At 72.2% G+C, this 22902-nt stretch carries 17 protein-coding genes; 9 read left to right on the top strand and 8 right to left on the bottom strand.

The annotated features are described in order from the left end of the window. Positions 1-38: 38 nt before the first annotated feature. Positions 39-1649: a SulP family inorganic anion transporter gene (locus A4E84_RS13030; RefSeq protein ID WP_079129357.1), complete on the bottom strand. Its 1611-nt coding sequence runs from the start codon at positions 1647-1649 to the stop codon at positions 39-41. Between the two features lie 599 nt (positions 1650-2248). Next, the gene (locus A4E84_RS13035; RefSeq protein WP_062926736.1) at positions 2249-2854 is read right to left on the bottom strand and encodes a carbonic anhydrase; all 606 of its coding nucleotides are present in this window, start codon (positions 2852-2854) and stop codon (positions 2249-2251) included. A gap of 216 nt (positions 2855-3070) precedes the next feature. On the opposite strand from A4E84_RS13035, the gene A4E84_RS13040 reads away from it, so the two are divergent. The 4 genes from A4E84_RS13040 (at position 3071) to A4E84_RS13055 (ending at position 7328) form a co-directional block, all read left to right on the top strand. Continuing rightward, positions 3071-3886: a response regulator transcription factor gene (locus A4E84_RS13040; protein WP_062926737.1), complete on the top strand. Its 816-nt coding sequence runs from the start codon at positions 3071-3073 to the stop codon at positions 3884-3886. Beyond that, entirely contained in the window at positions 3883-5370 is a 1488-nt protein-coding gene (locus A4E84_RS13045; protein WP_062926738.1) for a sensor histidine kinase, read from the top strand. Before A4E84_RS13040 ends, A4E84_RS13045 begins: the two co-directional genes overlap by 4 nt. A 165-nt stretch (positions 5371-5535) precedes the next feature. Then, positions 5536-6693, top strand: coding sequence for an alkaline phosphatase PhoX (locus A4E84_RS13050; RefSeq protein ID WP_062926739.1), 1158 nt, complete (start codon positions 5536-5538; stop codon positions 6691-6693). 116 nt (positions 6694-6809) lie between these two features. Continuing rightward, complete coding sequence (locus A4E84_RS13055) at positions 6810-7328, top strand: NUDIX hydrolase (RefSeq protein ID WP_062926740.1); 519 nt, start codon at positions 6810-6812, stop codon at positions 7326-7328. A gap of 631 nt (positions 7329-7959) precedes the next feature. Here A4E84_RS13055 and ppdK read toward each other — a convergent pair. Continuing rightward, positions 7960-10707, bottom strand: a complete 2748-nt coding sequence (ppdK, locus tag A4E84_RS13060; protein WP_062926741.1) for a pyruvate, phosphate dikinase — start codon at positions 10705-10707, stop codon at positions 7960-7962. A gap of 406 nt (positions 10708-11113) precedes the next feature. Then, on the bottom strand, positions 11114-12316 hold the full coding sequence (locus A4E84_RS13065) for an ROK family transcriptional regulator (protein ID WP_107308312.1): 1203 nt from the start codon (positions 12314-12316) through the stop codon (positions 11114-11116). Between the two features lie 121 nt (positions 12317-12437). Here A4E84_RS13065 and A4E84_RS13070 point away from each other — a divergent pair, with 121 nt between their 5' ends. From A4E84_RS13070 to A4E84_RS13080, 3 genes are all read left to right on the top strand, one after another. Beyond that, positions 12438-13850 (top strand): MGH1-like glycoside hydrolase domain-containing protein, encoded by a 1413-nt coding sequence (locus A4E84_RS13070; protein ID WP_062926743.1) that lies wholly within the window; start codon positions 12438-12440, stop codon positions 13848-13850. Then, positions 13847-15784, top strand: coding sequence for an amylo-alpha-1,6-glucosidase (locus A4E84_RS13075; RefSeq protein WP_062926744.1), 1938 nt, complete (start codon positions 13847-13849; stop codon positions 15782-15784). Before A4E84_RS13070 ends, A4E84_RS13075 begins: the two co-directional genes overlap by 4 nt. A gap of 153 nt (positions 15785-15937) precedes the next feature. After that, a complete protein-coding gene (locus tag A4E84_RS13080; RefSeq protein ID WP_062926745.1) occupies positions 15938-17767 on the top strand; it encodes a sulfatase-like hydrolase/transferase in 1830 nt (609 codons plus the stop codon). Here A4E84_RS13080 and dusB read toward each other — a convergent pair whose 3' ends face one another. Next, on the bottom strand, positions 17768-18901 hold the full coding sequence (gene dusB, locus A4E84_RS13085) for a tRNA dihydrouridine synthase DusB (RefSeq protein WP_062926746.1): 1134 nt from the start codon (positions 18899-18901) through the stop codon (positions 17768-17770). 79 nt (positions 18902-18980) lie between these two features. On the opposite strand from dusB, the gene A4E84_RS13090 reads away from it, so the two are divergent. After that, positions 18981-20426, top strand: coding sequence for an MFS transporter (locus A4E84_RS13090; protein WP_062931425.1), 1446 nt, complete (start codon positions 18981-18983; stop codon positions 20424-20426). Between the two features lie 63 nt (positions 20427-20489). On the opposite strand, the gene A4E84_RS13095 is transcribed toward A4E84_RS13090, so the two are convergent. Next, positions 20490-20924, bottom strand: coding sequence for a VOC family protein (locus A4E84_RS13095; protein ID WP_062926747.1), 435 nt, complete (start codon positions 20922-20924; stop codon positions 20490-20492). A 193-nt stretch (positions 20925-21117) separates the two neighbouring features. On the opposite strand from A4E84_RS13095, the gene A4E84_RS13100 reads away from it, so the two are divergent. Beyond that, positions 21118-21324 carry a hypothetical protein gene (locus tag A4E84_RS13100; protein ID WP_062926748.1) on the top strand — a complete coding sequence of 69 codons (207 nt, stop codon included), beginning with the start codon at positions 21118-21120 and terminating at the stop codon, positions 21322-21324. A 17-nt stretch (positions 21325-21341) separates the two neighbouring features. On the opposite strand, the gene A4E84_RS13105 is transcribed toward A4E84_RS13100, so the two are convergent. Then, positions 21342-22208 (bottom strand): GNAT family N-acetyltransferase, encoded by an 867-nt coding sequence (locus tag A4E84_RS13105; protein WP_062926749.1) that lies wholly within the window; start codon positions 22206-22208, stop codon positions 21342-21344. Between the two features lie 91 nt (positions 22209-22299). Then, a complete protein-coding gene (locus A4E84_RS13110) occupies positions 22300-22893 on the bottom strand; it encodes a TetR/AcrR family transcriptional regulator (RefSeq protein WP_062926750.1) in 594 nt (197 codons plus the stop codon). Positions 22894-22902 lie beyond the last annotated feature (9 nt).

Consider the following 22902-nt stretch of genomic DNA (forward strand, 5'->3'; position numbering starts at 1 on the left):
GGCGTGCACGCCACCTCGGCATGTCCACCGGGGCGGGGTCAGCCGACGAGGGGCGAACGCGCGTGCTCCTCGGGGAGGGGCCGCGTGTCGAGGTAGAACCATTCGGCGTCCGCGGTGGGCCAGGGCGCCGGTTCCGCCGCCTCCTCGCCGGGGACCGGGCGCCTGGGCAGCGGCGTCGGTGCCGGGCCCGGTTCGACGCCCTGCTTCGCCTCCCCCGGCATCAGCAGCTCCACCCGCAGCCCAAGACCCCGCTGCTGGGCGGTGAACTCCTCGACCTGGTTGCGGCAGGCGTGGTCCAGGTGGGTCACGCCGGTCAGGTCGAGGCGGATCCTCGGCTTCCCGGACGCGGCGGCCGCCTCCAGCGCGTCGATCACCTTCGGCAGCCGCAGGAACGTGGCGTTGCCCGCCATGACGACCTTGGCCGTGTCCTGCTCTACGTGCTGGCGGATCACCGTCTGCGACATGCGCAGCGCGGCCAGCACGATCCCCGCGGCAAGACCGAACAGCACGCCTTCCAGCAGCGCGGTCGCCACGATGACCAGCATGGTCAACGTCATCACCGCGAACTCGCCCCTGTCCTGACGCCACATCTTCGGGAACTCGGCGGGCCCGAACAGCTTCCAGCCGCTGTGCACGAGGACGCCGGCGAGCACGGAGATCGGGATCAGCGCGAGCACCTGCGGCAGCAGCAGCGCGAACAGCAGCAGCCACAGGCCGTGCAGGGTGCGGGAGAGCCGGGTCTTGGCCCCGGCCTGGACGTTGGCGGAACTGCGCGCCACCACCGCGGTGATGGGGAGCGCGCCGAGGATGCCCGCGACGGTGTTGCCGGCGCCCTGGGCGATCAGCTCGGTGTTGTAGCGGGTGCGCGGGCCGTTGTGCATACGGTCCACGGCGGCGGCCGTGAACAGGCTCTCCGCGGACGCGATGACCGTGAAGGTGAGGATCGCGGTGATGATCGTCCCGTCGGCGAGCCCGGCGAACTGCTCCGCGCCCGGCACCCGCACGGAGTTGAGCAGGTTGCCCACCTGGAGGGTCTTCACGTCCACGCCGGGCAGCGCGGCGACGACGATGCCGATGCCGACGGCGACCAGGGCGGCGGGGATCTTCCCGGCCGGCCCGGGCACCTTCTTCCAGACGAAGCTGAGCACGATCGTGACGACCCCGAGCAGCGTGGCGATCATCGCCTGCGGGTTCGTCAGGACGCCGGCCAGCAGCCCGGGGATCCCGGCCATGTTCTCCAGCGCGGTGCCGGGGGCCTTGGCGTCGGCCATCGGGTAGGCCTGGCTGAACATCAGGGGCACACCGATGCCGGCGAGCATGCCCTGGACGACGGCGACCGAGATGGCCTGGAACATCCGGCCGAGGCGTACCAGTCCCAGGACGATCTGGAGGAGGCCGGCGAACAGCACGATCACGCCGAGCATGGCCACGCCGACCTCGGCGACCGTCTCCGCGACCAGCGCGGCGAGCCCCGCGGCCGGGCCGCTGACCTGGAGCGTGCTGCCCCGGACCGCGCCGACGACCAGGCCGCCGATCACCCCGGAGATGATCCCGAGTTCGGCGGGGACGCCGGAGGCGACGGCAACGCCGATGCACAGCGGCAGGGCCACGAGGAAGACGACGAGGGAGGCGGTGATGTCGGTGGCCAGGTCCCTCTTGGCGCCACCCTTGCCGCCGAGGCCTTCCGCTCCGCCCTTGCCGCCGGAGCCCTTCGCTCCCCTTCTGCCGCCGGCACCCTTCACTCCCCCCTCGCCGCCGACACCCTTGGCACCGCTCAGCACACCGCGGAGCAGCCCGCCCAGCGCACCACCGACCGCGGTACCGGCTCCCGGGCCGTCCAGGCCACCCTGGAGGTGCTCGCCCTGCCCGCGGTCCGAGCGCCCCCCTGAACTGCCCTCGGACCAGCCGCCGCCCCGGCCTCCGAGCACCTGCGGGGGATCTTCGGGCGGCCCACCCCTGACACCACCGTCCACCGGCCAGGCTTCCGGGCCCCCTGCCGGGCCCCCGCCCGACCAACCCGCCGCGCCCCCCTCCAGAGCGCCCGTCGACCAGCCCCCCGTATCCCCCGCGGAACCGTTCCCCCAGTCGGCGAACCCGCCCGTCGGAGGACCGCCCGACCGCCAGCCCCCCTCGCCGCCCGACGACCCATTGGATCGCCGTCGACCCATACCTCCCGCCGCTCCCGCCGCTCCCGCAGGCCGCCCGCCCCCCGGGCCGCCCCGCGTCCTCCCCCGCGCATGGGCCCCGCTCACGCGGCGTGCACCCGGAAGTCGCCTTCGTCGCCCAGCTCGTAGACGAAGCCCGTGTCGACCTCGTAGTACCAGCCGTGCAGCCGCAGCCGGCCCGAGTCGAGGCGTTGCCGGACCACGGGGTAACTGCGCAGCGCGGCCAGTTGGTTGACGACGTTGCCCTGGGACACCTCCGGAAGGGACGGGTCGTCCGGGGCGGTCTCCAGGACGGAGGTCAGCTCGGGGCGGGCGATGCGGAGCCAGGCGTCCACGCCGGGCAGGGCCGACAGGTCGTCGCCGGACTTCAGCGCGCCCATCGCACCGCAGTGTGAGTGACCGCACACCACGATGTCCTGAACCCCGAGCACCTCCAGTGCGTACTCGATGGTGGCCGCCTCTCCACTGGCCCCGGGCCGTCCGTAGGGCGGCACGATATTTCCCGCGTTCCGCAGCTCGAATATCTCTCCCGGCCGCGCTCCGGTGATCATCGCGGGTATGACCCGCGAGTCCGAGCAGGTAATGAAAAGCGCCTCGGGATATTGCCCTTCGGCCAGTTTCCGGTATTCACCGCTGTTGAAATCGACGCGCGTCCTGAACGTCCGGGCACGGTCCAGCAAAGCCCTCATCGCACTCTCCTGAGCTGGGGTTCCTCCCTGTGCGCTCCACCGTAGACCGCCGACCTACAGAGGAAGGTTAAGTAAACCCCAGAGCCCGGCCAGCAATTGCACATTCTTTGTCCGGATTCCCAGTTGCAGCGTCTTCTTGTAGCGTGTGAACTCCGCGGCAGGGAATGTTATTCACACTGCCCGGATTCATGCCGGTTTCACGGAGAGACAGGACGTATGGGCCTACGAGTGCTGCTCATCGAAGACGACGAGACGATCGCCGAGCCGCTCGCCGAGGGGCTCGGCCACTTCGGGCTGACGGTCGACCACGTCGCCACCGGGACGGACGGCCTGAGAGGCCCGTACAACGACGTCGTGCTGCTCGACCTGGGACTGCCGGACATGGACGGCATCGACGTGTGCCGCGGCATCCGGCAGGTCTCGGACGTGCCCATCGTCATCCTCAGCGCACGCGGCGAGGAGGCCGACCGCGTGCTGGGTCTGGAGCTGGGCGCCGACGACTACCTGGCGAAACCGTTCAGCGTGCGGGAACTGGTCGCCCGGGTCCGTGCGGTGACCCGCCGCACACAACGCACCCAACACACCCACACGGCGTTCCCCGAGACGCCGGGCCCGTTGAGCGCCCCCGAGCCGGCACCGGCCGAACCGGCCTACGAACCCGCCCCGGCCCTGTCCTACGAACCCCCGGCGGCGTCCGCGTCCACCCCCGACCCCGCCCCCGCGCACGACCCGGGCCCGCTCGTCGTGGACCGCCGTACCCGCCAGGTCTGGGTCGGCGACGCCCCCGTCCTGCTCACGCCCAAGGAGTTCGACCTGCTGGCGCTGCTCAGCGAGGACCCCGGCGCGGTCTACTCGCGGCAGCAGATCCTCGACCGCGTCTGGGACCCGCACTACGACGGCCCGACCAAGACGCTGGACGTCCATGTCGCCGCGCTGCGCCGCAAGCTGGGGCACCCGGCGTGGATCCGGACCCTGCGGGGCGTCGGATTCCGGCTGTCCGTGCACACGGGGCCGCAGGTGGCCTCTCCATGACCCGCCGGCTGCTGCTCAGCTACCTCAGCCTCGCCGCGCTGGTGCTGCTCTGCCTGGAGATCCCGCTGGGCTTCGTGTACTCGCGCGGCGAGCGGGAGCGGGTGGTCAACGCGGCGAAGGACGAGGCCGAGTCGGTCTCGGCGTACGCGGCGCTGTCCCTGGCGGCGGGGCGAGCCGAGCGGGACCTGCCCGGGCGGGTGGCGCACTGCGCGCAGCGCATCGGGGGCAAGGTGGTGATCGTCGACGCGGCGGGCACGCCGCTCGCCGCCTCGCACCGGCTGGACGCCGGGATGTCCGGCACGCTGGCCACCCGGCCGGGCATCGCGGCGGCGCTGCGGGGCACTTCGACCGTGGACGTCCGCACCTCCACCATCGGCGGGGTCGAGTACCTGTCGGTGGCCGCGCCGGTCGGCCAGGAGGCGCGGCCGGTGGGTGCGGTGTGGCTGACGGTGCCGACGCGGACGGTCCACGGGCGGGTGCACCACGTCTGGCTGCTGCTCGCGCTGGGCGGGTTCGCCGTGCTGACGGCTGTCGCGGTGGTCGGTTTCGCCTTCGCCCGCTGGGCGGGCCGCCCCATCCGTGAACTGGAGCAGGCCACGCACGACTTGGCCGACGGCGGCCGGTTCGAGCCGGTGACGATCACCAAGGGGCCGCCGGAAGTACGCAGTCTGGCCGCGGCGTTCAACCACACCGCCGCCCGGCTCGCCCATCTGCTGGCGTCCCAGCGGGCGTTCGCGGGTGAGGCCTCGCACCAGCTGAAGACACCGCTGGCGGCGCTGCGGCTGCGCCTGGAGAACATGGAGCCGGACGTCGCCGCCCGCGCCCGGGGCAGTCTCACCGCGGCCGTCACGGAGACGGACCGGCTCGCCCGGATGGTCGGGCACCTGCTGGCCATGGCGCGGCTGGAGGAGCACGCGGCCATTCCCGCCACGGTCGATCTGGGTGCGGTCTGCGCGGAGCGGCACCGCACCTGGCAGCCGCTGTTCGCACGGGAGGACGTCTCGCTGGTGCTCTTCGCGGGGAGCGTGGGCCCGGTGCTCGCGGTGCCGGGGGCCGTGGAGCAGATCATGGACAACCTGCTGTCCAACGCCCTGCGGGCGTCCCCGGCGGGCAGCACCGTCACGGTCGAACTGCGGCTGCAGGCCCCGCCCCGGCGGGCGTTGCGCGACAGCCGCCCCCGCTGGGTCGACCTGCACGTCACCGACGAGGGCCCGGGCATGACGGAGGAGCAGCGGGCCCGCGCCTTCGACCGCTTCTGGCGCGCCCCGGGCGCCCCCAAGGGCGGTACGGGACTCGGCCTCGCCCTGGTGCAGCGCCTGGCCCATGCCAGCGGCGGGGAGGCGACCCTGCGCGCGGCGGCCACCGGCGGCCTGGACGTGGTGATCCGGCTGCCGTCCGCACGGCCGCCGGGCGAGAGCGACCACGGGCCGGGCGGTGACCGCCCGAGGAGGCCGAGACGGGAGGCACCGGCGCTGCCGGCGTAGGGCTCGTGCCGCGCGGGGCGCAGCCGGCACGCAGTATGCCGCCCCACGGCCACGAGTTGGCCATGCCCCGTCAACCCTGCCCCCTTAGCGTCCCTCTCGCCTCCCCCCGCGCACGACCCTGCCGTCGACCGGCGGCAGGGCGATACGGCACCTCTTGGAGTGAGAGTGGAACGTCGTAGCCTCCTGCGTGCGGCCGTCCTCGGCGGCACATCGGCCGCTCTGGGCGGAACGTTGTGGCGCGGCGCCGCGTACGCGGCCCCCGCCCAGCCCGGCACCGGCCCCTACGGGCCGCTGGGCTCCCCGGACGCCAACGGCATCCGACTCCCCAGCGGCTTCACGAGCCGGGTGATCGCCCGGTCCGGCCAGCGCGTCGGCAGCACGTCGTACACCTGGCACAACGCCCCGGACGGCGGCGCCTGTTACGCCGACGGCACGGGCTGGATCTATGTCTCCAACTCCGAGATCAACCCCTCGGGCGGCGCGAGCGCGGTCAAGTTCTCGGCGACGGGCGCGATCACCGGCGCGTACCGGATCCTCTCCAACACCCGCCAGAACTGCGCGGGCGGCAAGACACCGTGGAACACCTGGCTGTCCTGCGAGGAGGTGTCCCTCGGCTACGTCTACGAGACCGACCCGTGGGGCACCGACGCGGCGGTGCAGCGTGCGGCGATGGGCCGCTTCAAGCACGAGGCGGCGGCCGCCGACCCGGTGCGCAAGGTGATCTACCTGACCGAGGACGAGACGAACGGCCGCTTCTACCGCTTCGTCCCCGCCACCTGGGGCAACCTGTCGTCCGGCAGACTCCAGGTGATGGTCGCGGGCAGCGCCACGAGCGGCTCCTTCACCTGGGCCGACATCCCCGACCCGGACGGCTCCCCCACCGCCACCCGCTCCCAGGTCTCCGGCTCGAAGTCCTTCAACGGCGGCGAGGGCTGCCACTACGCCGACGACACGGTCTGGTTCACCACCAAGGGCGACAACCGCGTCTGGCAGCTCAACCTCCTCACCAACACGTACGAACTGGCCTACGACGACTCCCTCGTCAACGGCACGGCCCCCCTCACCGGCGTCGACAACATCACCGGCGCCTCCTCCGGCGACCTCTTCGTCGCCGAGGACGGCGGCAACATGGAGATCTGCGTGATCACCCCGGACGACGTCGTCGCCTCGTTCCTTCGCGTCGACGGCCAGTCGGGCTCGGAGATCACAGGTCCGGCCTTCTCCCCCGACGGCACCCGCCTCTACTTCTCCAGCCAGCGCGGCACCAGCGGCAGTTCCTCGGGCGGCATCACCTACGAGGTGACGGGCCCGTTCCGCTCGTGACGAGGGTCGTGCGCGACACCTGAGCCGGACCCGCCGGTGACCATCGGCGGGCCCGGCCGTTCCACCGGTTGGGCAGTTCGCAGCGGGCTGCCCGGCCGATGGAAGGAAACACCACCGTGGACACGACCGTGCCCGTCCCGAAGGCGCCGGGTGTGCTGCCCCGTGCCGAGTGGGTCAAGACACTGCCGCAGACCGTCGTCGCGTCCTGCGTCCTGCTGCTCGACGCCGAGGACCGGCTCCTGCTGCTGCGCTACGCCGGGGGCCTGCCCGCCGCGGGGCTCTGGGGGCTGCCGGGCGGCATGCTCGACCACGGCGAGGATCCCGCCGGTGCCGCGCGCCGGGAGCTGCACGAGGAGACCGGCATCGTCCTGGAAGAGGACCCGCGGCTCATCGGTTACGACCACCGGGCGGATGTGCTGGGCACGGGGCCGGTGATCGACTTCTACTTCCACGGTGGCCGCCTCCCGGCCGGGCAGCCCGTCCGGCGCAGCCCGGAGCACGACGACCACGGCCTCTTCGCCCTCACTGAACTGGAGTCCATGCCGCTGGCGACCCTCCTGCCGACCCTCGGCGCGCTGCTCACCGCCGCCCGGTCCGGCACCGTTGTGTGCCTGCGGGAAGGGCGCCCCCGGTGACCGCATCCCGTCGCCCTGCTTCGTGCCGCCGGTGACCATCCTTCAGGACAGCAGGTCACGGCCCGCACCCGGTCCTGATGGATCAGCACGTCGAAGCAGCGGCCCAGCGCGATGTCGAACCAGTTCCGCTCTTCCGGACAGGCGGTGCCGACACTGCGCGTGGGCCGGGCCTCGGCCGGCCAGGGGAGGGCCGAGGCCCGGGGCCGTGCGCACGTCCATGACGAAGCGGTCGCAGCGCACCCGGTCCAGCGCCACGACCGCGTCCCCGAACGCCCTGCCGACCGGCCGAAGGCCACCGGCGTCCCCGCCGGGCTCGGCGGTACGCAGGGGAGGGGCGGCCCGTCGCAGGGCGGACCCGACCGGGTCCTCCGCAGCGGTACCCGCGGGGGCCGCGGTGAGGAGGGACAACGTGAGGACCACAAGGAAGCACCCAAAGGGGGCATACCGCATGGGTGCCCGGAGCCCGACGCGCCCGAACGCGCCCCTGCCCGAACGGATCCCGGGACAGCACGGAGCGGGGGCACCACCTCCGCACAAGGTGGTGCCCCCGCTCTCCTTCGTGCACCGGAGCCGCCGCGATCGGTGAGGGTGGTCGGGGACCGTCGACGGCTCCGGGTTCTGTGGGCCCCGGCTAGCGGTGGTCGCTGCCCTGGGACTGGACCGCCGCCCGGCCCGCTTCCAGGCGGGCCACCGGGATGCGGAACGGGGAGCAGGAGACGTAGTCGAGTCCGACCTCGTGGAAGAAGTGGACCGACTCGGGGTCGCCGCCGTGCTCGCCGCAGACGCCGAGCTTGAGGTCGGGGCGGGTCTCGCGGCCGGCCTTGGCGGCCAGCTTCACCAGGGAGCCGACGCCGTCCTTGTCGATCGTCTCGAACGGGGAGACGCCGAAGATGCCCTTCTCCAGGTACGCCGTGAAGAAGCTCGCCTCCACGTCGTCCCGGCTGAAGCCCCACACCGTCTGCGTCAGGTCGTTCGTGCCGAAGGAGAAGAACTCCGCGGCTTCGGCGATCTGACCGGCGGTCAGCGCGGCGCGCGGCAGCTCGATCATCGTGCCGATGGACAACTTGAGCTGCGCACCGGAGGCCGCCTCGACCTCGGCGATGACCTGGTCGGCCTCCTCGCGGACGATCTCCAGCTCCTGGACCGTGCCGACGAGCGGGATCATGATCTCGGCGCGCGGGTCGCCCTTGGCGGCCTTGCGCTCGGCCGCGGCCTCGGCGATCGCCCGGACCTGCATGGTGAACAGGCCGGGGATCACCAGGCCGAGGCGCACGCCGCGCAGACCCAGCATCGGGTTCTGCTCGTGCAGCCGGTGGACCGCCTGGAGCAGGCGCAGTTCGTTCTCGTGCGGCTCCTGGCGGGACTCGGCGAGGGCCACGCGCACGGACAGCTCGGTGATGTCCGGGAGGAACTCGTGCAGCGGCGGGTCGAGCAGGCGGACGGTGACCGGGAGGCCGTCCATCGACTCGAAGAGCTGCACGAAGTCCTGCTTCTGGAGCGGGAGCAGCTGCTTGAGGGACTCCTCGCGCTCGGCGTCCGTGTCGGCCAGGATCAGCCGCTCCACCAGCTCGCGCCGGTCGCCGAGGAACATGTGCTCGGTGCGGCACAGGCCGATGCCCTGGGCGCCGAAGCGGCGGGCGCGCAGCGCGTCCTCGGCGTTGTCGGCGTTGGCGCGCACCCGCAGGCGGCGCTTGCGGTCGGCGAAGGCCATCATCCGGTGGACGGCCTCGACCAGCTCGTCGGCGTCGTCGGCACCGGGGTGCATCCGGCCCTCGAAGTACTCCACGACCGGGGAGGGCACGACCGGTACCTCACCGAGGTAGACCTTGCCGGAGGAGCCGTCGATGGAGACGACGTCCCCCTCCTCGACGACGTGCCCGCCCGGCACGGTCATCCGGCGGCGCTTGGTGTCGACCTCCAGCTCCTCGGCGCCGCAGACACAGGTCTTGCCCATGCCGCGGGCGACCACGGCCGCGTGGGAGGTCTTGCCGCCGCGGGAGGTCAGGATGCCCTCGGCGGCGATCATGCCGTCCAGGTCGTCGGGGTTGGTCTCACGGCGGATCAGGATGACCTTCTCGCCGGAACGGGACCACTTGACGGCCGTGTAGGAGTCGAAGACGGCCTTGCCGACGGCCGCGCCGGGCGAGGCGGCGATACCGCGGCCGACCTGCGAGACCTTCGCGTCCTCGTCGAAGCGCGGGAACATCAGCTGCGCGAGCTGGGCGCCGTTGACGCGGGTGAGCGCCTCGGCCTCGTCGATCAGGCCCTGGTCCACCAACTGGGTCGCGATGCGGAAGGCCGCGCCCGCGGTGCGCTTGCCTACGCGGGTCTGGAGCATCCACAGCACACCGCGCTCGATGGTGAACTCGATGTCGCAGAGATCCTTGTAGTGGTTCTCCAGCGTCTGCATGATCTGCATCAGCTGGTCGTACGACTTCTTGTCGATCCGCTCCAGATCGGCGAGCGGGACGGTGTTGCGGATGCCGGCGACGACGTCCTCGCCCTGCGCGTTCTGCAGGTAGTCACCGTAGACGCCCTGGTGGCCGGAGGCGGGGTCGCGGGTGAAGGCGACGCCGGTGCCGGAGTCGGGGCCGAGGTTGCCGAAGACCATGGAGCAGACGTTGACGGCCGTGCCGAGGTCGTGCGGGATGCGCTCCTGGCGGCGGTAGAGCTTGGCCCGGTCGGTGTTCCAGGAGTCGAAGACCGCGTGGATGGCGAGGTCCATCTGCTCGCGCGGGTCCTGCGGGAAGTCCCGGCCGGCCTCGGTCTTGACGATCTTCTTGAACTTGGTGACGAGCTTCTTGAGGTCGGCGGCCTCCAGCTCGGTGTCGACCGTGACCTTCTTGGCCGCCTTGGCCGCCTCCAGCGCGTCCTCGAACAGCTCGCCGTCGACGCCCAGGACGGTCTTGCCGAACATCTGGATGAGGCGGCGGTAGGAGTCCCACGCGAAGCGGTCGTCGCCGGCCTGCTTGGCCAGGCCCTGCACGGACTTGTCGGAGAGGCCGATGTTGAGGACGGTGTCCATCATGCCGGGCATGGAGAACTTGGCGCCCGAGCGCACCGACACCAGCAGCGGGTCGTCGGCCTGGCCGAGCTTCTTGCCCATGCGGGCCTGAAGCGCGTCGAGGTGTGCACTCACCTCGTCACGCAGTGCCGCCGGCTCCTCGCCGCTGTCGAGGTAGGTCTTGCAGGCCTCGGTGGTGATGGTGAAGCCGGGCGGGACCGGAAGACCGAGGTTCGTCATCTCGGCGAGGTTGGCGCCCTTGCCACCGAGGAGATCCTTGAGGTCCTTGTTGCCCTCGGTGAAGTCGTAAACGAACTTCACGCCCTCAACGCTCGCGGCCGGCTCGGCTACCGGGAGATCTTTGTTTTCCGACACGGGTCTCGACTCCTCGAGGACGCGGTGGCTGCCCTGACGGGCAGGAACATACCCAGATCAAAGGCGCCTGGGTACGTCCACTTGTGCGTCATGCGCCTGTAACCACTCGTCCGCCAGCGGATCGAAAGTCAAGGCTGAGCAAGCAATCGCAGCCGCATGTTTTCACTTCTTGAACGCAAGAGCCTCCCTCAAGCCCTCCGAGTGCTCATGTGAGCGGAGTTTCCGCACATTTGATTTCGCTCGATGAACGATCAAAGGGTGGCACTCAGTGCCACCCTTTGGAGAAGTGCAGCCGCTCACGATCCGCTCATCTGAGCGCAACCCTTATCAGGGGTGGCGAGAATCACGCTGCCACAGCCGCCCGGATTTCACCATGCGGACGCGTCACGGGACCGGAACGCGGCCGTCACACCCCGAGCGCGCGCAGCCGCTCCTCGACCCGCTCGGGCGCGTAAAGGTGCTCCACGACCATCGCACCGGCTCCGACCAGCGCGGCCCGCTCACCCAGCCGTGCGGTCACCACCTCCAGGCGGGCGGTGGAACGGGGCAGGGCCCGCTGGTACAGCAGTTCGCGCACGCCCGTCAGGAAGGGAGTTCCGGCCAGATCCCCGGCGATCATCAGGACGCCGGGATTGAGCAGGGTCACGACGGTCGCGAGGACCTCCCCGACCCGGCGCCCGGCCTCGCGGGCGAGTCCGACCGCCTCGGGGTGCCCGGACGCCAGCAGGTCCCGCACGTCCGAACCGGAGGCCGCCGGCACCCCCGCCTCCGCCAGCCGCCGCGCCACCGCGCCACCGCTCGCGACGGCGGCCAGACAGCCGTACGAACCGCACCGGCACAGCGCCTCGGCGCCCTCCGGCACCCGGATGTGCCCGATGTCGCCCGCGCCGCCGTCGGTGCCCCGGAAGACCGAGCCGTCCACCACGACCCCGGCACCGATGCCGGTGGAGACCTTGACCAGTACGAAGGCGGAGCAGTCGGGGTGGCCGGCGCGCTGTTCGCCGTACGCCATGAGGTTGGCGTCGTTGTCCACCAGGACGGGCACCCCGGTGGCGCCCGTGTGCTCGGTGAGCGCCCGGGCCAGCCGGCCCCGTATGTCGTAGCCGTCCCAGCCGGGCATGATCGGCGGCTGGACGACGCGGCCGGTCTCGGAGTCGACCGGTCCGGGCACCGCGAGCCCGGCCCCGCAGACCGCCTCGGACCCGTGCCCGGACTTGACCAGCAACTCGGCGAACCAGCGCCCGAGTTCGCCGAGCACGGCGTCCGGCCCGTCCTCGACGACCAGGATGCCGGAGTGCTCGGCGAGGATCTCGCCGCTCAGCGACAGCACGGCCGCCCGGGCGTGCCGGGTGTCGAGGTCGGCCGCGAGGACCACCGCGTGCCCGTCGTCGAACTCCAGGGTGATGGAGGGCCGCCCGCCGAGCGGGGAGTCCACCGGCCCCCCGGCGCCCTCGCGCAGCCAGCCCGCGCGGAAGAGCCGGTCCAGCCGCTGGCCGACGGTCGCGCGGGACAGCCCGGTCGCCTGCTGCAGCGCACCCCGGGTCACGGCGCGGCGACTGCGCACCAGTTCGAGCAGATCGCCGGCGCTCGCCTGAACGCGTCCCGTCATGCGCACCCCCTTGTGTTTCCCAACCTTGCATTACATATTGGGTTTTGCGTGTTAAATAGACGTAACCCTACGGTAGCCCCTGCCGATCCTGGTCAGGAGTACGTCTTTGGGAGAGCCCCGAGTGGATCGCATCGCCCAGCTCACCACGCGTCCCGCGGGGCGCGAGATCGCATACGATCCGGCCGCCGCGCCACCTTCCCTGCAGGTCAGGGCCGCACAGGTGCTGGAGGGCAACTGGACGGGCCAGTCCACCGTGCCCTCGCGCGGCCTGTATCCGCACCAGTGGTCGTGGGACTCGGCGTTCATCGCGATCGGCCTGCGGCACCTCTCGCCGTTACGGGCCCAGACGGAACTGGAGACGCTGCTGGCGGCCCAGTGGGCGGACGGGCGGATCCCGCACATCGTCTTCAACCCCTCCGTCCCCCTCGACGCCTACTTCCCGAGCCCCGACTTCTGGCGCTCGTCGGCCGCCGGGCGGAGGGCGGGCGCCCCGCGCACCGTACAGACCTCCGGGATCGTGCAGCCACCGGTGCACGCGCTGGCCGCGTGGCTGGTGCACCTCGCCGACCCGGGCCTGTCCAGGGCACGCGGCTTCCTCGCCCGGGCGTACCCCCGGCTGGCCGCCTGGCACGCCTACCTCCTGCACCGGCGTGACCTCGGCGGGGGCGGGCTGGTGTCCGTCGTGCACCCCTGGGAGCAGGGCATGGACAACAGCCCGTGCTGGGACCGCCCGTTGTCCCGGGTCGCTCCGGCCCCCGCCCGCTCCTTCCGCCGCGCCGACCTCGACCACGGCGCCCCCGAGGACCGGCCGACGGATCTGGACTACGGGCGGTACGTGCGGCTGGCGGCCGACTACCGGGACCGCGGCTACGCCGACGGCCCGGGCGACTTCGCCGTGGAGGACCCGGCGTTCAACGCCCTGCTCGCCGCCTCCGAGTACGCCCTGGCGCGGATCGCCCACGAGTTGGGCGCGCGGGACCCGGCACGGGAGGCCCGCGCGGAGCGCCTGACCGCGGCCCTGGTGGAGCGGCTGTGGGACCCGGCGGCGGGAATGTTCCTGTGCCGGGACGTGCGCGCCGGGGAGCTGATCCCCGAGCGCGGTGTCTCCGGGCTCGTCCCCCTGCTGCTGCCGAGCCTGCCGAGCGACCTCGCGGCCACCCTGGTCCGTACGGTCTGCGGCCCGCACTTCGGCCTCGGCGGCACGACCCGCCTGGTCCCGAGCTACGACCTGCTCGGCGACGCCTTCGACCCGCACCGCTACTGGCGCGGCCCGGCCTGGTTCAACACCAACTGGCTGCTGGAGCGCGGGCTGCGGCTGCACGGCGAGCGCGGCCGGGCAGACGCCCTGCGCAAGGGCATGCTGCACACCGCCGGCGCCTCCGGCTTCGCGGAGTACGTCGACCCGTACACGGCACAGGCCTGCGGTGTCACCGGCTTCGGCTGGAGTGCCGCGCTCACGCTCGACCTGCTGCACGACCGGCCCGCACGGGGCAGGAACGGCCTCACGGCGACCAAGGGAGGGGACCGGGAATGACGGACCGGCATCATCTGCTCGTGCACGGCCGGACGTTCGCCGCCGTCGGCGACCGCGGCGACATCAGCGGCTACCGGGGCGGCAGCGCTCCGGACGGCCTGTTCGTACGGGACGCCCGGCATCTGAGCCGGTGGCAGCTCACCGTCGACGGAGCGGTGCCCGACACGCTGACGCCGGTGGCCGACGGGGACACCGCGCGCTGTGTGCTCGTCCCCCGCGGCGGCCGCGACGAGCCTCCCGCGTACACGCTCTTCCGCGAACAGGCCGTCGGTGACTCCTCGTTCGTGGAGTCGCTGCGCGTCACCAGCAACCGCCCGGTGCCGACGACCGTCCACCTCGCGGTCACCGCCGACGCCGACTTCACCGACCAGTTCGAGCTGCGCTCCGACCACCGCACCTACACCAAGGCCGGCGCCGTCCGCTCCCGCCACGCCCTCGGGCACGGCGTGGAGTTCGCCTACCGGCGGGGCGAATGGCGTTCCGTCACGACCGTGACGGCCGACCCCCCGCCGGACGCCGTGGAGGAGACCGGCACCGGCGCCCGCCGCCTGGCCTGGACGCTGGACCTCGAAGCGCACGGCACCGCCGAGCTGACCCTGCGGGTCATGGCCCGCCCGCACGGTGACCGGCGCGCCCTGCGCGTGCCCCGCTCCCCCGCCGCCGTCCGGCAGCGGCTGCGCGCCCGCGAGGGCGAGTTCGCGCGAGGCGTGGAGCTTCCCACCGGCTGGCCCGAGCTGGCCGCCGCCTGCACCCGGGGTCTCGCCGACCTGGCCGCGCTCCAGGTGCCGGCGACCGGCCCCGACGGCGAGGAACTGCGCGTCCCGGCCGCCGGCGCCCCCTGGTTCCTGACGCTGCTGGGCCGGGACGCCCTGCTGACCTCGCTGTTCGCCCTGCCCTACCGGCCGGGGCCGGCCGCCGCCACCCTGCTGGCGCTCGCCGCCACCCAGGCCACCGGGAGCAGCGCCGACGGGATCGCCCAGCCCGGCAAGATCGTGCACGAGGTACGGCACGGCGAACTGGCCCACTTCGGCCAGGTCCCCTACGGCCGCTACTACGGCTCGGTCGACGCCACCCCGCTGTTCCTCGTGCTGCTCGGCGCGTACACCGAGCACACCGGGGACACCGGCCCGGCGCGCCGCCTCGAACCCCACGCCCGCGCCGCCGTCGGCTGGATGCTCGACCACGGTGGCCTGACCTCGCGCGGCTACCTCGTCTACCGCGCCGACCAGGGCGGCCTCGCCAACCAGAACTGGAAGGACTCCCCCGGCGCCATCTGCTCCGCCGAAGGCACCCGCCCCCATGGGCCGGTGACGGCGGCGGGCGCCCAGGGCTACGCCTACGACGCCCTGCGCCGCACGGCGGGCCTGGCCCGCACGGTGTGGCAGGACACGACCTACGCGCACCTGCTGGAACAGGCGGCCGGCGACCTGCGCGACCGGTTCCGGCGCGACTTCTGGATGCCGGAGCACTCCTTCCCCGCCCTCGCGCTCGACGGCAGGGGTGAGCAGGTCGACGCGCTGGCCTCCGACGCCGGGCACCTGCTGTGGTCGGGGCTGCTGGACAAGGAGCAGGGCGAACTCGCCGGCCGGCGGCTGCTCGAACCGGACTTCTTCTCCGGCTGGGGCGTCCGCACCCTCGCGGCCGGGCAGCCGGCCTACCACCCGCTCTCCTACCACCGCGGCTCGGTCTGGCCGCACGACAACGCGCTGATCGCACTGGGCCTGGCCCGCTACGGGCTGCACGACGAGGCCCGCGCGATCGCCCACGGCCTGGTCGACGCGGCGGCCGCGACCGGCCACCGGCTCCCGGAGGTCCTCGCGGGCTACGGCCGTGACACCCACCCGGAGCCGGTGCCGTACCCGCACGCGTGCGTGCGGGAATCCCGTTCGGCGTCGGCCCCGTTGGCGCTGCTCACGGCGGTCGGCGTGGTCTGAGGGCCGGTTGGTCCGCCGTTTGCCGGGTGTTTGCCGAGCGCTGGTCCGGCGGGCTGAACACACCTGGGGAGCGCCCCGTACGGAACGGTGGCGGACCCGCACCCCCACGCGGGTCCGCCACCTCACCGGGCTTTGAACGGGAAGGACCTCCGGGTGCCTGTCTTCACACGCTTCAGCGGGTCGTCACAGCCGGGTGACGGCGTACCCGAGGCCGAGGACGAGCCGGCGGGCGGGGAGCGGGAGGACGGCGAGAGAGAGGCAACGGCAGCACCCGGTCCGGGCCCGGCCGCCTCCCGGACCCCCCTCGGGCACCACCTCACCCGCCTGCGCACCCGGCGCACCCGGCACCCCCGGACGGCCCGCGCGCTCCACCTGACCACCACCGCCCTCGCCGCCGTCCTGGTCCTCGGCGCGCTGCTGCTGCCCAACACCCTCCCCGCCCTCGAAGCGGCCGGCTTCGCGCGGATCCCGGCCGAGGCGGTCATCGGGGCCGTCGTCGTGCTGGCGCTGCCGCGTCGGCCCCGACTGGTGGCGGCGGTGCTGTACGGGCTCGGCCTGACCGTCCTGACCACGGTGAACCTGCTCGACATGGGGTTCAACGAGTACCTGGGCCGGGGCTTCAACGCCGCGCTCGACTGGGATCTGCTGCCCGACGCGCAGGCGTACGTCGAGGACACGCTGGGCGGAGGTGTGGCGACGGCCGCCGCGGTCGGCGCGGTCGTGCTCGTGCTGCTCGTGGCGGCCGTCATGGTCGCGGCGTCGATCCGGCTCGCGACCGTACTGGCCCGTCACCGGGTACGGGCGACCAAGGGTGCCCTGATCGCCGGCACCGTCTGGGTCACCTGCTCCGCGCTGGGCCTGACCCTGTTCGGCGGGCCGATCGCCTCCGAGCGCGGAGCCGGAGCCCTCCGGGCGCACGCGCAGCGGACGGTGCAGTCGCTGCGGGACGAGGCCGCGTTCGTGAAGCAGTCGAAGGCGGACACCTTCGGCAACACCCCGCCCGCACAGCTGCTCCCGGACCTGCGCGGCAAGGACGTGATCTTCACGTTCATCGAGAGCTACGGCCGCAGCGCCGTCGAGGACCCGATCATGGCGCCGGGCGTCGGCCGGACCCTCGACACCAGCACCAAGGTCCTGGAGAAGGCCGGTTTCGCCGCCCGCAGCGGCTGGCTGACCTCGGCGACGTACGGGGGCAGCAGCTGGCTCGGCCACTCCACGACCATGTCCGGACTGTGGATCGACAACCAGCGCCGCTACCGCACGGTCAGCGCGGGCGACCACCTCACCCTCACCAAGGCCTTCCAGAAGACCGGCGCCTGGGACACCGTCGGCGTCATGCCGGGCGTGCAAAAGGGCTGGCCTGAGGAGAAGTGGTACGGCCTAGACAAGCTCTACGACTCCCGCGACCTGGGCTACCGGGGACCGAAGTTCAGCTGGTCGACCATGCCCGACCAGTACGCGCTGGAGGCGTTCCAGCGGCAGGTGCACGGCAAGAAGCGCGACAAGCCGCTGATGTCGTTCGTCATCCTGACCTCAAGCCACCAGCCCTGGGCGCCCCTCCCCGAGATGGTCGGCTGGGACGAACTCGGCGACGGCTCGGTCTTCGCCGCCATCCAGAAGGCCGGCAACAAGGCCTCGGACGTCCTCACCGACACCACCAAGTCCCGCGAGGAGTACGGCAGGTCCATCCAGTACTCGCTCACCAGCCTCACCCAGTGGCTGGAGCGCTACGGCACCGACGACACCGTGCTGGTCTTCCTCGGCGACCACCAGCCCATCGCCCGGGTCAGCGGGAACGGCGCCTCCCGGGACGTGCCGGTGTCGATCGTCGCGAAGGACCCGAAGGTCCTGGACAAGGTCGCCGGCTGGAACTGGACGGAGGGCCTCAAACCCGACCGGGACGCGCCCGTGTGGAAGATGAGCTCGTTCCGCGACCGCTTCCTGAAGGCGTTCGGCTCCACACCGCACCCCTCCAAGGGCTGATCAGCCGCCCGAGGTGTCCAGCTCGGCGTCCTCGCCGACCCCGGCACAGTCGTAGGGGTCCTTCAGCCAGCCGTCCGGCAGCACCACCCTGTTGTTGCCGGACGTACGGCCCCGGGGCCCGTCGGCGCCGGTCGGCCAGGGCTGGTCGAGGTCCAGCTCGTCCAGGCCGGAGCGCAGTTCCTCCAGCGAGGAGGTGATCGCGAGGCGCTTGCGCATCTCGGAACCGACCGCGAAGCCCTTGAGGTACCAGGCGACGTGCTTGCGGAAGTCGATCACGCCCCGGGCCTCGTCGCCGATCCACTCGCCGAGCAGGGTGGCGTGCCGGACCATGACGTCGGCGACCTCGCGCAGGGCGGGGCGGGCGATGTCCTCGGTGCGGCCCTCGAAGGCGGCGACCAGGTCCGAGAACAGCCACGGCCGCCCGAGGCAGCCGCGGCCCACGACCACGCCGTCGCAGCCGGTCTCGCGCACCATCCGCAGGGCGTCCTCGGCCGACCAGATGTCGCCGTTGCCGAGGACCGGGATCTCCGGCACGTGCTCCTTCAGCCGGGCGATGGCCTCCCAGTCGGCGGTGCCGCCGTAGTGCTGGGCGGCGGTGCGGCCGTGCAGGGCGATGGCGGTGACGCCCTCCTCGACGGCGATCCGGCCCGCGTCGAGGAAGGTGATGTGGTCGTCGTCGATGCCCTTGCGCATCTTCATCGTCACGGGCAGATCACCGGCGCCGCTGACGGCCTCGCGCAGGATGGCCCGCAGCAGGTTCCGCTTGTACGGCAGAGCGGAGCCGCCGCCCTTGCGGGTCACCTTCGGCACCGGGCAGCCGAAGTTCAGGTCGATGTGGTCGGCGAGGTCCTCCTCCGCGATCATGCGGACGGCCTTGCCGACGGTCGCCGGGTCCACGCCGTACAACTGGATCGACCGGGGCCGCTCCGACTCGTCGAAGTGGATGAGCTGCATGGTCTTCTCGTTGCGCTCGACCAGCGCCCTGGTGGTGATCATCTCGCTGACGAACAGGCCCTTGCCACCGCTGAACTCCCGGCACAGGGTGCGGAAGGGCGCGTTGGTGATCCCGGCCATGGGGGCCAGGACGACGGGCGGCTGGACGGTGTGCGGGCCGATCTCCAGGGGCGTGGACATGCCTCCATTGTGCCGTGCAATGAAACGTGCAATGAATCATTAGTTAGCAACACTATCGACATTGGCTACGATGGACCGCATGCCCGAGCTCAGTCACCGCCGCCGCATGCTGGTGCTCGCGATCTGCTGCCTGAGCCTGCTGATCGTGAGCCTCGACAACACGGTCCTGAACGTGGCCCTGCCCGCCATACAGCAGGACCTGCACGCCGGCACGTCAGGTCTGCAGTGGACCATCGACGCGTACACGCTCGTCCTGGCCTCGCTGCTGATGCTCGCGGGCTCCACGGCCGACCGGATCGGCCGCAAGCGGGTCTTCATGGCGGGTCTGGTCGTCTTCACCATCGGCTCGGTCCTGTGCTCCCTGGCGCCGAACCTTCAGGCGCTGGTCGCCTTCCGGATGGTCCAGGCGGTGGGCGGCTCGATGCTGAACCCGGTCGCCATGTCGATCATCACCAACACGTTCACCGACCCGCGCGGGCGGGCCCGGGCGATCGGCGTCTGGGGAGCGGTCGTCGGCATCTCCATGGCCGCCGGCCCGCTGGTGGGGGGCCTCCTGGTCGACTCCGTCGGCTGGCGCTCCATCTTCTGGATCAATCTGCCGGTGGGTCTGGCGGCCCTGCTGCTCACCCTGCGCTTCGTCCCCGAGTCCCGCGCGCCGCGCGCCCGCCGCCCCGACCCGGTCGGGCAGGTGCTGGTGATCGTGCTGTTCGGCTCCCTGACGTACGCGATCATCGAGGCGCCGAGCACCCCGTTCCGGTCCGTCGCGCCCCTGGCCGTCGTCGCCCTGGCCGCCCTTGCGGCACTGCTCGTCCACGAGCCGCGCCGCAAGGAACCGCTGATCGACCTGCGCTTCTTCCGCTCGGCGCCGTTCAGCGGGGCCACGGTCATCGCGATCAGCGCGTTCGCCGCGCTCGGCGGCTTCCTCTTCCTGTCCACGCTGTACCTGCAGAACGTACGCGGCCTGAGCGCCCTGGAGGCGGGTCTGTGGATGCTGCCCATGGCGGTCCCGACGTTCCTGTGCGCGCCGCTGTCGGGCCGCCTGGTGGGCACGCGCGGCCCCCGTCTGCCCCTGCTGATCGCGGGCTTCGCGATGACGACGAGCGGTGTCCTGTTCGCCGCGTTCGAGACGGAGACGTCGAACGTCACGCTCTTCGCCGGCTACGTCCTCTTCGGCATCGGCTTCGGTTTCGTCAACGCGCCCATCACCAACACGGCGGTCTCCGGCATGCCGCGCGCCCAGGCGGGCGTGGCCGCCGCGGTCGCCTCCACGAGCCGGCAGCTGGGCCAGACGCTGGGTGTCGCCGTGGTGGGCGCGGTGCTCGCCTCGGGCATCGGCTCGTCCTCCTACCGCGAGGCCTTCGTGTCCGCGGCGCGGCCCGGCTGGTGGATCCTCGTGGGGTGCGGCTTCGCGGTCCTGGCGCTGGGGGCGGTGACGAGCGGACGGTGGGCCAGGGGCACCGCCGAGCGGGCCGCGGAGCGGCTGGAGGCGGCGGAGGTACGCCAGACCGTCGGGACGAGCGGCTGAGTCCGGAACGGCTCCCGGGCCCGGCGGTCGCCGGTGCCGGCCGATTCTGCGACTGGGGTCGGCTCAGTCGAGACAGAACTCGTTGCCCTCGATGTCCTGCATCACGATGCACGACTCGTCGTACTCGTCGGCGAGCAGCACGCGCACACGTGTGGCGCCGAGCGCGACCAGCCGTGCGCACTCGGCTTCGAGCGTGGCGAGGCGTTCCTCGCCCACGAGCCCGGTGCCCACGCGCACGTCCAGATGCACCCGGTTCTTGACGACCTTGCCTTCGGGGACGCGCTGGAAATACAGCCGCGGGCCCACACCCGAGGGATCACCGCAGACGAACCCCGCACCCTGACGCTCGGGCGGCAGGGTGCGCTCGTAGTCGCCCCACTTCGCGAACCCCTCCGGCGGGGGCGGTACGACGTACCCCAGCACCTCGCACCAGAAGCGGGCCACCCGCTCGGGCTCCGCGCAATCGAACGTGACCTGGACCTGCCTGATCGATGACATCGGCGCACCCTAGCAGGGCTCCGTCGCTCATCTCCCGGTATATATCGGCAGGTTGTCGTGCGGCACCACGCGCATCGGACCCGTCGGCGTCTGAGAACTCGTCCCCGGGGAAACCCTGTTGATGTTGGTCTTGCTGCACACTCCTTGCTGCGAGCAGACCGGAACGCCGGATTTCTCGACACGGGAGGGCGCCATGACGCAGATCGACACGAGCAAGGTCAGCCGCTGGGACCAGCACGGCCGGGAGCATGTGGTGCGTGTGCACCGGACGGGCGTGCAGCGCACGATCAGATGCGACACCTGCGGCTGGCGCAGAAGTGCCCAGTTCCTGCCCTGGCTGAAGGCGGAGGAGCACTTGGCGGAGGCCCACCAGGCGACGGTGGACCCGACGGCGGCGTGAGCCGGCCCGGTCACCTGCTAGTAGAGGATCGAGGGCAGGTACGCACCGTCGGGCCGGTTGTACAGGCCGATGGTCATCAGGCTCATCAGCTGCACGACCTTGAGGCCGTTGGACAGGCACCACCTGAGCAGCGCGCTGTCTTCCGTGGGGACGAGGATGCCCGGGCCACCGAACTGCGGGGCCGCCGCGATGAGTGCCTGGAGGTCCGGGGTGGTCTCGCCCACGGCGTGCGCGAAGAAGGCCAGGTCGGTGGCGTACCCGGTGATGCGTCCCTCGCGTTCGACGACCCGGGCGGTGCCCTGTTTGAGCGCGTCGGCGACCTCCCCGCCACGGTCGACGCCGTGGACCTGCCGGCACACGTCGTTGCAGGCGCCGAGGTCCGCGTCCGTGGCCTCCCGCACCGGGTATCCGGGCATCGCACGCCGGATCGGCGGGCCCTGCACGCAGGCCACCGTGGCCCGGTGGACGAAGCCCAGGCCGACGTACAGCGAGAACGACCTGTTGTGGTAGCCGGTCTGCAACAGCCGGATGCCCGGCGCCCCGCGCTCGGCCGCCCGCTCCATCACGTCCCGCATCAGGCGGCGTCCCACGCCCGCGTTCTGCGTGGTGGGGTCGACGGTGACGGGCCCGACCCCGACGACGGCCGAGCGTTCGTCGAGGAAGTTGCTGCCGACGATCCGCCCGTCGAGCTCGGCGACGACACCGTAGAAGCCCGGGTGTGTCAGGGCTCCCTCGATCACAGCGACACCCACTTCGGGGCTGGGGAAGTCGGGTGGGAACGCATGCTCCTCGGCGATGCCGGCGAAGGCCTGGTAGCAGATCCTTCCGCACTCTGCGGCATCGTCCGCAGTGCCCGGGCGCAGTGTGAGAGTCACGATCGCCATCCCTTCTTCGCGCCCCCGCGCGGCGACCCACCCCTCGCTTCCCATCCTGTGCCCGTCCCGGCCGGGACGCACCCGGTACTGCCGGACCCCCCTACGGTGTTCGCCGCAGTCCCTGCACCAGCAGGTCGACGACCGCCGCGAAATCGGCTTCGGTCCCCGGCTCCTCCCACTCCCTCGCGTAGCAGGGGTCGTGGAAGCGGCCCGTGGCCTGGAAGACCGCCCTGGCCGACGCCTCCGCGTCGGTGGCGGCGAAGTCACCGGTCTCTACGCCGGCCTGGATGATGCGGGTCAGCTGGGACTCCAGGTCGGTGATGTGCTCCCCCACCGCCGTACCGGCCTCGCCGGTGAGGACCGTGTACGTGGCGAACAGCTCCGGGTCCTCGCCCGCCTTGCGGCGCTTGGCGGCGAAGAGTGCGGCGAGCCAGTCCCGCAGCCGGGCCTCCGGGACGCGATCCGCCTCGGCGATCCCGGACAGCTGCCCGGACGTGCGGTCCAGCCAGCGCTTGGTGACCGCCTCGCGCAGCGCCGCCTTCGTCCGGAAGTGGCGGTAGACACTGCCGTGGCTGACGCCGAGCGCCCGGGCGACGTCCACCACGGTGGCCTTGGCCGGTCCGTGGCGGCGCAGCACCTCCTCGGTGGCTTCGAGGATGCGCTCGGCGGTCAGAGTCTCGCTGGTCGGTGCCATGCCCTGACC

The sequence above is a fragment of the Streptomyces qaidamensis genome (assembly GCF_001611795.1).
In the GTDB taxonomy this organism is placed as follows: domain Bacteria; phylum Actinomycetota; class Actinomycetes; order Streptomycetales; family Streptomycetaceae; genus Streptomyces; species Streptomyces qaidamensis.

Bases quoted from the DNA above. Each gene is read 5' to 3' on its own strand.
- A4E84_RS13045 (WP_062926738.1), top strand. From the start codon at position 3,883: ATGACCCGCCGGCTGCTGCTCAGCTACCTCAGCCTCGCCGCGCTGGTG.
- A4E84_RS13110 (WP_062926750.1), bottom strand. From the start codon at position 22,893: ATGGCACCGACCAGCGAGACTCTGACCGCCGAGCGCATCCTCGAAGCC.
- A4E84_RS13105 (WP_062926749.1), bottom strand. From the start codon at position 22,208: ATGGCGATCGTGACTCTCACACTGCGCCCGGGCACTGCGGACGATGCC.
- A4E84_RS13035 (WP_062926736.1), bottom strand. From the start codon at position 2,854: ATGAGGGCTTTGCTGGACCGTGCCCGGACGTTCAGGACGCGCGTCGAT.
- A4E84_RS13065 (WP_107308312.1), bottom strand. From the start codon at position 12,316: ATGACGGGACGCGTTCAGGCGAGCGCCGGCGATCTGCTCGAACTGGTG.
- A4E84_RS13075 (WP_062926744.1), top strand. From the start codon at position 13,847: ATGACGGACCGGCATCATCTGCTCGTGCACGGCCGGACGTTCGCCGCC.
- A4E84_RS13040 (WP_062926737.1), top strand. From the start codon at position 3,071: ATGGGCCTACGAGTGCTGCTCATCGAAGACGACGAGACGATCGCCGAG.
- A4E84_RS13095 (WP_062926747.1), bottom strand. From the start codon at position 20,924: ATGTCATCGATCAGGCAGGTCCAGGTCACGTTCGATTGCGCGGAGCCC.
- dusB (WP_062926746.1), bottom strand. From the start codon at position 18,901: ATGTCCACGCCCCTGGAGATCGGCCCGCACACCGTCCAGCCGCCCGTC.
- A4E84_RS13100 (WP_062926748.1), top strand. From the start codon at position 21,118: ATGACGCAGATCGACACGAGCAAGGTCAGCCGCTGGGACCAGCACGGC.
- A4E84_RS13090 (WP_062931425.1), top strand. From the start codon at position 18,981: ATGCCCGAGCTCAGTCACCGCCGCCGCATGCTGGTGCTCGCGATCTGC.